Source organism: Thermomonas sp., from assembly GCF_025993755.1.
Taxonomy (GTDB): Bacteria; Pseudomonadota; Gammaproteobacteria; order Xanthomonadales; family Xanthomonadaceae; genus Thermomonas.
This window is the reverse complement of record NZ_JAMQHN010000063.1, coordinates 1-9358: the sequence shown is the minus strand read 5'-3', so window position 1 is coordinate 9358 and position 9358 is coordinate 1. Positions and strand designations below refer to the sequence as shown.

Here is a 9358-nt window from a genome sequence, read left to right as displayed (position 1 = left end):
CGTTGGATGTTTGCGGCAGGCAGCCGATCTGCCAGTGGCCGGTGGTGACGCCGGGATGAAACCCGCCGGTCGGGGCGGGGGCAGCCCTGCGCTCCAGGATCAGTTGATCGCCGTGGCGGGGAATCCGCAATTCATAGCCGTACCACCAGGCCCCAGAGTAGATCCCGCCGGTATGCAATCCGGCGTACCCAGGAGGCGATGTCGCCACCGCGCCAAAACTCGTGCAGCGCTGGAACGTATCGATACCGGGGCTCGAATAGGTCTTCCATATTCCGGCTTCTGCCGCGTACTTCGATGCGGCAGGCACCAGCGTCGTGATTTCTGGCAGCTCGAGCTGCCAATCGCCAAATCCGCTATAGCGCAGTGGCGCCACCGCGCTGAGGTCCCCGCTGATCGACTTGCGGGCAACGACGATCTCCGGCCCGGTGCCTTGCAGGACGAGATCCGTCTGTTCAAACGCAACCCGGCCGGAATACAGGTCGATCGATTCGCCAAACGGCGAATCGGCGAGCGCCTCGACCGCCCCTGCCATCCGAATCCGGTTCTGGTATTCCGTCTGATAACTGGCGTCCTGCGCCAGTGCGGGCAGGGGCACGAGCTGTCCCAACGCGAAGAGTCCCCCACAGGCCAACGCCTGTCCGCCACGTGAAATCATCCGCCACTCATCCATGTCTGAATTAATTGCCCCTGACATCATTATTTTTTCCATTGTGTTTCAGTGGGCGACCCGTGTTCGTCTGAGATTTGTGGGTGTCCCCGTTTTTTCGACCAACGGGCAGACCCTGCTCGGCGGCGGTGCGTCCTGATGGCGGAGGCGGCAATGGGCAACGGCGGGCCTTGGGTCAGCGCTCTGGGAAAAATCCTACTGGAAGGTCAGGGAAATGGGGAATTGCGGGTGTCCCGGTGTTTGTTTTCGAACCCGAGGAGACAACCGAATCCGAAGCTGAGAAACTCGTCGCCTGACCGCTACTACCGACAGCCCAGTGTCGGGTAATTACTCAACTTGTACATTCTGCTGTCCCCCCGCGCCTTAACTCCACCAGTGCAGATTCCGCAGCAAGCAAAATTTCATTCGCATCCCTATATTTCGGATACCCCCATTTCTCTCTTGGTAGGGAACTAAAAAGCACCACCTCATCGAACAATTGATTCAATGTCTCACATACCTTCGGCGATATTTCAGTTCTATCAATACTGAAATTCCAAGCGCCTTCAAACGCGATGCAAAAATCTTGTGCCGACAAGCTCTTGCCGACAAATGACTCTATTAAACATGCGACCTCATGCAATTTCATTTGAATTCACCATTATTTCTGACGTTTGAAAACTGCATGCTCAACTACGTCATCGACTTCGTTCACTAGAACCTCAAATTTACCAACGGCTCCTTTGTAGGCTGCGTCAACTGTATACATAAATCTCCCTGCAACACCTTGGGGATCCGCAGTTCTCGTACCTCCAATTATCGTCTCTCTCACCGACAATGGGGTCACGTAATTTCTATTCGCGACACTGTTAGCCGCAGTTTCACTTAACCGAATCTCGCCAGTTCCAGTTATGATTTTTGCGGCAACTTCCGAACGCATTGCTGCGGTCGTAGCACTGATCGCCCTTGACTCCAGTGCAAGACCCGCACCAAGCTCAGGGAGTGCAGCGGTCTGAACCACAAGAATGAACTCGCCTGCCTTCTGATAGTGGTCAGGTAATGCATCACGTCCCGCCGCATAAGAGCCATATGCGGCATCCATCGAAAGCGGTGCTAGATCTGCAAACCACTTTCCAACTTGTCCAGGCACATCCCACCAGCATGGGGATTCAGGCGGACAGCGCCCATCAGGATCGGTAAAGCGATAGGGGTTGTTGTTGGCGTACCAATAGCGATTGAAGTTCCCACCGACGCTAGTGGCACTGACAGGGTCGACGCTCAGGAAGCCACCAATGCCCGGATCGTAATACCGCGCCTGCATATAGATCAGCCCACTGGCCGCATCCATCACATGCCCGGTATACCCCGCCCGGTCATCATTGGCCCGGTTCAGCAGGGCTCCATACGGCTCGTACTCGCTGGTCTCGAGAACTGCGCCCGTGCTGCTGGTCTTCGCAATCGGGCTACCCAACGCATCCGTGTGGACGTAGCGGTAGGTCGCCGCGTCCGTCGTCAGGCTGCGGCTGACTTCCGCCACCAGACTCCCCGCCAGATAGACGTTGTTGATCCGCTTGCCTGCGGCTTCGTCCCGCTGCCACACCAGCCGCCCGTCGCTGGCATAGTCGCTGTATTGCAGTTGGCTGCCTGCGCTGTCTGTGCGGACGCGTCGTCCTGCGGCGTCGTAGCGGTAGCTTTGGTTTGCCGTGCTGCGCAGCCGGTTGCCGTAGTCGAAGGTGTAGGCCGTTCCGTTCTTGTACTGCAGGTTGCCTTGTACGTCGTAGCCCAGCGCGATCACCGCCGGGCTGGCGGTGCCGGTGCAATTGGGGCCGCTGCGCACGAACTCCAGCCGGTTGTCGGCGCTGTAGCAGTAAGTGTGGTCGCGCGGCTGGCTGCCGCCGCTGATCCCGACATGGCGCAGGTTGTCCTGTTCATCGTAGCCATAGCTCGCCGTCCCGAACATCGGCGACTGCACCTGCGTCAGCCGGTCCAGCCCGTCGTAGGTCATGCTCCGGCTCTGGCGGGCATTGGCGGTGCCATCGACGATGGCTGCCACATTGCCGTTTTCATCGAACGTCGTCGTCAGGTCCAGCACGCTGCCGTCCTGGCTGTGCTGCGGCAGTTGCCGGGCGTTCTGCGTCAGCGTGTGGGTGATGCCGTTGCCGTAGGTGAACTGCTGCAAGGCGCCATTGGGGTAGTAGCTGGCGTTGCTGGCCACGGTCGTGGTGCTGGTTTTGACCTTCACGCTGATTTGCGTGGTCTGGCCGAGGGCGTTGACCGTGTAGGTGGTCGTCACGTTGTCCGGGGCGGTCTCGCTGGTGCGCTGGCCCTGGGCGTTGTAGCCGTAGCTCAGGCTCCAGCTGCGGGTGCCGTCCGGCGCCTGCGTCTCCGCCGTGGGCAGGCGGCGGCGGTTGTAGCTCCAGGTGTTGGTGACGGGGGCAATTGCCGTGGCAGGCAGGCGCGAAGGACGGTGTCGTGCAGCCGCTGACTGTCGGGCAGGCCTTGCTCGGCGGCGGTGCGTCCTGATGGCGGCGGCAATGGGCAACGGCGGGCCTTGGGTCAGCGTTCTGGGAAAAATCCTACTGGAAGATCAGGGAAATGGGGATTTGCGGGTATCCCGGTGTCCGGCATGAAATCAACAGTTCCCGTCACCATTACTCTGTGTCCTGAAATTGTATAACCGCCGCTGCCGTCGCTAGGGTGGCGACACGCACACGTTCCGGATGCCACGATGGCCGCAGGCCACGACCACGATCACGATCACGCCGGCGCGCACAGCCATGTGCCGACGACGATCAGGCACGAGCGTCCGCTGTGGATCGCGTTTGCCCTGACCATCATCGTGCTGCTGGTGGAAGTGGGCGGGGCCCTGCTCAGCAACAGCCTGGCGCTGCTGTCGGACGCGGCCCACATGCTGACCGACGTGGCCGCGCTGGGGGTGTCGCTGTTCGCGGTACGGATGAGCCGCCGTCCGGCCGATGCGCGGCGCAGCTACGGCTATGCGCGGATGGAAGCCATCGGTGCGCTGGTCAACGGCAGCCTGCTGTTCCTTGTCGCCGGCTACATCCTGCTGGAAGCAATGCAGCGGTTCCGCACGCCCGAAGCGGTGGCCTCGACCTTCATGCTGGTGGTGGCCTGCGTGGGGCTGGTGGCCAATCTTGCCGCGATGAAGCTTCTAGCTGCCGGTGCCGGTGAAAGCCTCAACGTCAAGGGCGCTTATCTGGAGGTGTGGAGCGACATGCTCGGCTCGCTGGGCGTGATCGCGGGCGCGGTGCTGATCCATTTCACCGGCTGGACGTGGGTGGATCCGGTCGTCGCGGTGCTGCTCGGCCTGTGGGTGCTGCCGCGCACCTGGATCCTGTTGCGGCAGGCCGTCCATGTGCTGATGCAGGGCGTGCCGGCGGGCCTGGACGTCGATGCGGTGCGAGCGACCATGCTGGCGGTGCCCGGCGTGGCTGCGGTGCACGACCTGCATGTGTGGGCGCTTGGCTCGCGCGAGCCGATCCTGACGGCCCACGTGGTCCTGTGCGATGGCTCCGGAGGGCCGGATGCCGTGCGCACGCGGGTGGCCGAGGCGCTGCACGCGGAATTTGCCATCGAGCACGCCACCTTGCAGGTCGAAGCCCGTCACTGTGGCGACGAAGGCGTGCATGACTGAGTCGGCGCTTGAGGTGCTCTGCGCCGACGCCGCGCTGGCCGTGGTCAATAAACCAGCCGGACTGATGGTGCACGACAGCGCGCTGGCGCGCGGCGAGACCGACTTTGCCGCAGATCGCCTGCGCGACCAGTTCGGCCGGCCGGTCTTCCTCGTCCACCGCCTCGATCGCGCCACCAGCGGCTGCCTGCTGCTGGCCTTCGACCGCGAGACCGCCTCCGCGCTGGGCAGGCAGTTGATGTCGGGTGGGGTGGAAAAGGACTACTGGGCGATCTGTCGCGGCTGGCCGTCGGAAGCGGCCTTCACGGTCGATCACGCGCTCGATGGCGGCCCCGGCAAGCCGTTGAAGAAGCCGGCGAAGACCGATTTCGAAGTGCTGGCCACCTGCGAACTGGAGATGGCTTCGGCCGCGTTTGCCACCTCGCGCTACGCCTGGCTGCGCGCCAGCCCGCGCACCGGGCGTTTTCGCCAGATCCGCCGCCACCTCAAGCATCTTTCCCATCACCTGATCGGCGACACCAGCCACGGCGATGGCCGCCACAACCGCAGCTTCCGTAGGCTCGGCATCCATCGCATGCTGCTGCACGCGCGCCGGCTGGCGTTCACACACCCGCATACGGGCGAACGTGTCGAAGCCGTCGCGCCGCCGGATGCCGAGTTCGCCAGAGCGCTGGCGTTGTTCGACGCGGGCCAAGGCGAATTTCCGGAGCGGTTCTGAACCGCCCTTTCCGCGTCCATCCGGGTCGAAACAGCCCTTTGGTGGCTCGAATCGCTGACGGGTAAGATTCCTCCCATGCGCATTGGCCGAATCGTCATCGATGAGAGCGAACTGGGCGAGCGCTTCGTGCGCGCATCGGGGCCGGGCGGGCAGAACGTCAACAAGGTGGCCACGGCGGTGGAGCTGCGCTTCGACGTGGCGCGCTCGCCGTCGTTGCCGGAAGCGGTGCGGGCGCGTCTTCTGACGCGGCGCGATCGGCGCCTGACCGCCGAGGGCGTGCTGGTCCTGTCCGCGCAGCGTTTCCGCACCCAGGAACGCAACCGCGAGGACGCCCGGGAGCGGCTGGCCGCCTTCATCGAAAGCGGCCTGCATCCGCCCAAGCCGCGCATCGCCACCAGGCCGAGCCGCGCCTCGAAGGAGCGTCGCCTGGACGCCAAGCGCGAACGGGCGGGCATCAAGCAGGGGCGCAGCGGACGGGGGTGGGATTGAGCAGGGCGCAGGGGGAAGGCAGCACGGCACTGGCCTTGCCCGCGGCGGTGCCGCGGATGCCGCGCAATGCGTTTGCCCAATGGCTCGCGCGCACCCTGCTGCGCGTCGGCGGTTGGCGGGTGACGGGTACATTTCCCAACCTGCCCAAGGCGGTGTTGATTGCCGCGCCCCATTCCTCCAACTGGGATGGCCTCTGGGGATTTGCCGTCAAGGTCGCGGTCGGCATCCGGCTGTCGGTGCTGGGCAAGCACACGCTGTTCCGAGTCCCGCTGCTGGCCCAGATCCTGCGCTGGCAGGGCGTCATCCCCGTGGATCGCGCCGCGCCGCTGGGCGTGATCGAACAGGCGATCGCCGTGATGCGGGCGCACGACGTGATCTGGTACGCCATCGCGCCGGAAGGCACGCGGAGGCGCGTGCCGCACTGGAAGACCGGGTTCTGGAAGATCGCCCACGGCGCCGGCGTGCCGGTGGTGCCAGCGGCGTTCGACTATCCGAACCGGAGGATCGTCATCGGCGCCCCGCTGGAGCTGACCGACGACATGGAAGCGGACATCGCCCGCATCCAGCGCTGGTACGCGCCGTTCAAGGGCAGGAACCACGACGTGGTGCAGCCGGATTGATCACCGGTTTCACCGGTGCACTCGTCGGATCCCGGAGGTGGCCGGACCCTGCGAAGATGGGGTCGCTACAGCGGCTGGCCGCCGAACTTGTAGGTGAGCTGGAGGAAGAAGCTGCGGCCGAAGCTGTCGAACCACGAGGTGTCGTAGTACGGGTAGTTGGCCCAGGTCGGGTCTTTCGGCGGCATCTTGTCGAACAGGTTGTCGACGCTGAGTGCGACCTGGAAACGGTCGTTGATCCTGTAGCGTGCGCCGGCGTTGAAGCGCCAGGTAGACGGCGTCCACGCGTCGTTGGCCCAGTTCGCGACGCGCCCGACGTAGTTGCCGAACAGGCTGGCGCCCCACGCCCCGAGTTCCCAGTTCACGCCGAGATTGCCCTTGGTGCGCGGGAGGGTGGTGTCGGAAAAGTCGACGGCGAGCATGTTCTCGGTCGGATCGCCCGGATACACCTGGCGGGTGTGGCGGCGTGTCCAGTTGTAGTTTCCGTTGAAGCGGAAGGTGCCGGCTGCGGCGGTTTCCAGCCGGTAGTTGAACGTCAGGTCGATGCCGGAGGTCTGTTCGTGGGCGATGTTGATCGGCCCGAACAGGACGCTGGTGATTTCGCCGTTGGCGTTGCGGACGACGCGCGCCATGGCGTCCACGCAGCTGGGCGAATGGATGTCGACCGGTGCTCCGTTGTCGGTGACGCCGAGCCGGCAGTCGCCATCGGTGATCAGCAGCAGGTCGCGGCTCTGGGTCTGGACCTGGTTGGCGATCCGAATGCTGTAGTAGTCGATGGCGAGGTCGAAGTTCGAGGTCGGCGACCAGACGAAGCCAATCGTGGCGGACCTGCTGGTTTCGACCTGCAGCTTGCGGTTGCCGGAATAGACATCGCGGGTGGCGATGTCCCAGGTGCCATCGTCGTAGCAGTCGTCGTTGCTGAATCCCGGCGCGTCGGTGCGGCACTGGAAGTAGTCGGTCGACGTCCGGCGGTAGTAATCGCTGCCGGCAAACAGGTAGTGCATGTCGGGCGCGCGAAAGCCGGTGCCGTAGGAGCCGCGGAGCAGCAGGGTGTCGAGCGGACGCCACTCGAGGCCAAGACTGTAGGTGAATTTGCCGGGGCTGTTGCCGCCATAGCTGTATTGGTCGTAGCGGCCCGCAAGGCTGGCTTGCAGGGTGGAAAACAACGGCATGCGCAGTTCGCCGGCCACGTCCCAATGATCGCGGCTGCCGTGGCCATCGCCGTAGCGCGGACCGTAGTAGTCGGTGTCGGTCAGCGCCATGGGATCCGGATTGATCCGGTACGACTGCCTGCCGTATTCGACCACGCCGGCGAAGCCGACGTCGCCCGCCGGCCAGGTGAACAGCGCCGGGTTGCTGACCGTGAAGCCGAGGTTGTCGTTTTCGGCTCTGGGCCGGAACACCGACATGACCCCGATCGCGGCGAACTGCTCGGGCGTGAGCGGGGTGAACAGCTTGGCCGGATCCGGCGCGTAGATCGCGTAGCCGTCGGCGTCGTAGCCGAGGCGCGGGCCGAGGAAATAGGTGTTGGCGGCGTTGGCGAGGATGCGCGGCATTTCGACGCGCGCCAAGTACTGGGTGTGGTTGTAGGACAGCTCCCAGTCCCAGTTTTCGCCGATCAGTCCCTTGAATCCGGTGGTCAGCGCGAAGGTTTTCTCGACCGTGGTGTTCATGCGGTTGCGCAGGCCGCCGACCTCTTCGGGCGTGAATTCCCGGGTCCAGATCTCGTAGTGGCCGGTATTGGCGTTGAAGAACATGCCGTCGTTGCTGTCGGTCGCGACCGGATCCTGGAACTGCCAGCCCATATGGTCGCTGTTGACGTCGTTGCCGTTGGTACCGGTGAGCAGGCGCACGGTCTGGCGCCCCGCCTGGACGTCGGCGAACCACGACAGCGTGCCGGAGAAATGGTATTCGAAGGAGCCGTATAAATTGACACCCTTGCGTTGGTTCTGGATCGTCCGGTAGGCAATCGCGCGCGGGCTGCCGCAGTACGGCTCGCCCCAGCGATCGAAGCTCAAGCCGACCGTACCCTGGGCCAGGGTGGACAGGGCCGCGCAGTTGTCGGCCGGAGCGATGTTGATATCGTCGTCCCAATCGTAGATCTGGGCGGTCAGCCGCGGCAGCCGGCGGCGCGTGGTCGGCGCGTCGAGGGTGGAGTCCTGGATGCTGCGCTGGAAGCCCCACAGCGGGCGTTTGTCCTGCAGTTCCAGCCCGACGATGCCGCTGAAGTTGCCGCGCTCGAAGCCGGTGGTCAGGGTCAGGTCGTGCGACTGGCCGCCGCCGTGGCTGGTGTCGCCGTAGCGGTAGTCGATGGTGGTGCCGTCGGCGTGCTTCTTGAGGATGAAGTTGATCACGCCGGCCATCGCGTCCGAACCGTACACCGCCGAGGCGCTGCCGGTCAGGATCTCGATGCGGTCGATCATCCCGAGCGGGATGTTGCCGATGTCGGTGAAGTTGCTCTTGCCTTCCAGCGGAAGCGGAAAGTCCGCGACCCGCCGGCCGTTGATCAGCACCAGGGTGTGGTTGGGGCCGATGCCGCGCAGGTCGACCGCCTGCGCGCCGGGCGTGGACTGCGCGCCGGTGGTGTTCTGCTGGCCCTGCACGCTGCCGCTGTTCTGGCTCAGCGAACGCAGCACTTCCGGCACGCTGGTGAAGCCGGCGGCCTGGATCTGGTCGGACGACACCACGGTGATCGGCGCCGGCCCTTCGATCTGCGCGCGGGGAATGCGCGAGCCGGTCACCTGGACGGCTTCAAGCTGGGTGACCGGGCCTTCCGTCTGGGCCTGCGGCGGGGACGGGGCGGGTCGCGGCTGGCGCGCCGGAGCTGCGGGTGTCGCGGCTGCGGGGACGATCAGCACCGCGCCGGACGCATCGCGCTGGGCGCGGAAGCCGCTGCCCGAGAGCAGTGCGTCGAGCGCCTGCGGCGAAGCGGTTTGTCCCTTCAGGCCGTTGCTGCGGGCGCCGTGCAGCTGGTCGGCGCGATAGATCAACTGGGTGCCGGTCTGGCTGGCGTAGCTGGCCAGCGCCGAGGCCAGATCTCCGGCCGGGATGTCGATGCGGGTGGCGGTTTGCGCCTGTGCGGCAAGGGCGGCGGAGCAAGCCAGTGCCAGCACCAGCCGGCGGAACGATCGTGAAGGATGCATTGTCGGTTTTCCCCAGGGAGCGCGCACGGCGCCGTTCAGCGTTCATGACGAACGGATGCGAGAAATCCCCCCCCCCCCCCGCCAGCGTGCAAT

General features: G+C 64.7%; 8 protein-coding genes. 4 read left to right on the top strand and 4 right to left on the bottom strand.

Features of this window, described 5'->3' with window-relative positions; all coding sequences use genetic code 11:
- The 3 genes from Q0X16_RS04680 to Q0X16_RS04670 all read right to left on the bottom strand — a co-directional run.
- On the bottom strand, positions 1-670 hold a 670-nt coding region (locus Q0X16_RS04680; RefSeq protein WP_297831204.1), incomplete at its 3' end, for a hypothetical protein.
- Between the two features lie 328 nt (positions 671-998).
- Positions 999-1295 carry a hypothetical protein gene (locus Q0X16_RS04675; RefSeq protein WP_297831201.1) on the bottom strand — a complete coding sequence of 99 codons (297 nt, stop codon included), beginning with the start codon at positions 1293-1295 and terminating at the stop codon, positions 999-1001.
- Positions 1296-1307: 12 nt separating this feature from the next.
- Complete coding sequence (locus Q0X16_RS04670) at positions 1308-3188, bottom strand: RHS repeat-associated core domain-containing protein (protein ID WP_297831197.1); 1881 nt, start codon at positions 3186-3188, stop codon at positions 1308-1310.
- Between the two features lie 186 nt (positions 3189-3374).
- Here Q0X16_RS04670 and Q0X16_RS04665 point away from each other — a divergent pair, with 186 nt between their 5' ends.
- From Q0X16_RS04665 to Q0X16_RS04650, 4 genes are all read left to right on the top strand, one after another.
- A complete protein-coding gene (locus tag Q0X16_RS04665; RefSeq protein WP_297831194.1) occupies positions 3375-4301 on the top strand; it encodes a cation diffusion facilitator family transporter in 927 nt (308 codons plus the stop codon).
- The gene (locus tag Q0X16_RS04660; RefSeq protein WP_297831191.1) at positions 4294-5016 is read left to right on the top strand and encodes a pseudouridine synthase; all 723 of its coding nucleotides are present in this window, start codon (positions 4294-4296) and stop codon (positions 5014-5016) included. Before Q0X16_RS04665 ends, Q0X16_RS04660 begins: the two co-directional genes overlap by 8 nt.
- A 75-nt stretch (positions 5017-5091) precedes the next feature.
- Positions 5092-5505 (top strand): alternative ribosome rescue aminoacyl-tRNA hydrolase ArfB, encoded by a 414-nt coding sequence (gene arfB / locus Q0X16_RS04655; protein WP_297831188.1) that lies wholly within the window; start codon positions 5092-5094, stop codon positions 5503-5505.
- Between the two features lie 56 nt (positions 5506-5561).
- The gene (locus tag Q0X16_RS04650) at positions 5562-6125 is read left to right on the top strand and encodes a lysophospholipid acyltransferase family protein (protein ID WP_297831207.1); all 564 of its coding nucleotides are present in this window, start codon (positions 5562-5564) and stop codon (positions 6123-6125) included.
- A 65-nt stretch (positions 6126-6190) separates the two neighbouring features.
- On the opposite strand, the gene Q0X16_RS04645 is transcribed toward Q0X16_RS04650, so the two are convergent.
- Positions 6191-9265, bottom strand: coding sequence for a TonB-dependent receptor (locus tag Q0X16_RS04645; protein ID WP_297831185.1), 3075 nt, complete (start codon positions 9263-9265; stop codon positions 6191-6193).
- Positions 9266-9358 lie beyond the last annotated feature (93 nt).

Excerpts from the sequence above, each read along its gene's own strand:
- Q0X16_RS04665 (WP_297831194.1), top strand. The coding sequence starts at position 3,375 with ATGGCCGCAGGCCACGACCACGATCACGATCACGCCGGCGCGCACAGC.
- Q0X16_RS04675 (WP_297831201.1), bottom strand. The coding sequence starts at position 1,295 with ATGAAATTGCATGAGGTCGCATGTTTAATAGAGTCATTTGTCGGCAAG.
- Q0X16_RS04660 (WP_297831191.1), top strand. The coding sequence starts at position 4,294 with ATGACTGAGTCGGCGCTTGAGGTGCTCTGCGCCGACGCCGCGCTGGCC.
- Q0X16_RS04645 (WP_297831185.1), bottom strand. The coding sequence starts at position 9,265 with ATGCATCCTTCACGATCGTTCCGCCGGCTGGTGCTGGCACTGGCTTGC.
- arfB (WP_297831188.1), top strand. The coding sequence starts at position 5,092 with ATGCGCATTGGCCGAATCGTCATCGATGAGAGCGAACTGGGCGAGCGC.
- Q0X16_RS04650 (WP_297831207.1), top strand. The coding sequence starts at position 5,562 with ATGCCGCGCAATGCGTTTGCCCAATGGCTCGCGCGCACCCTGCTGCGC.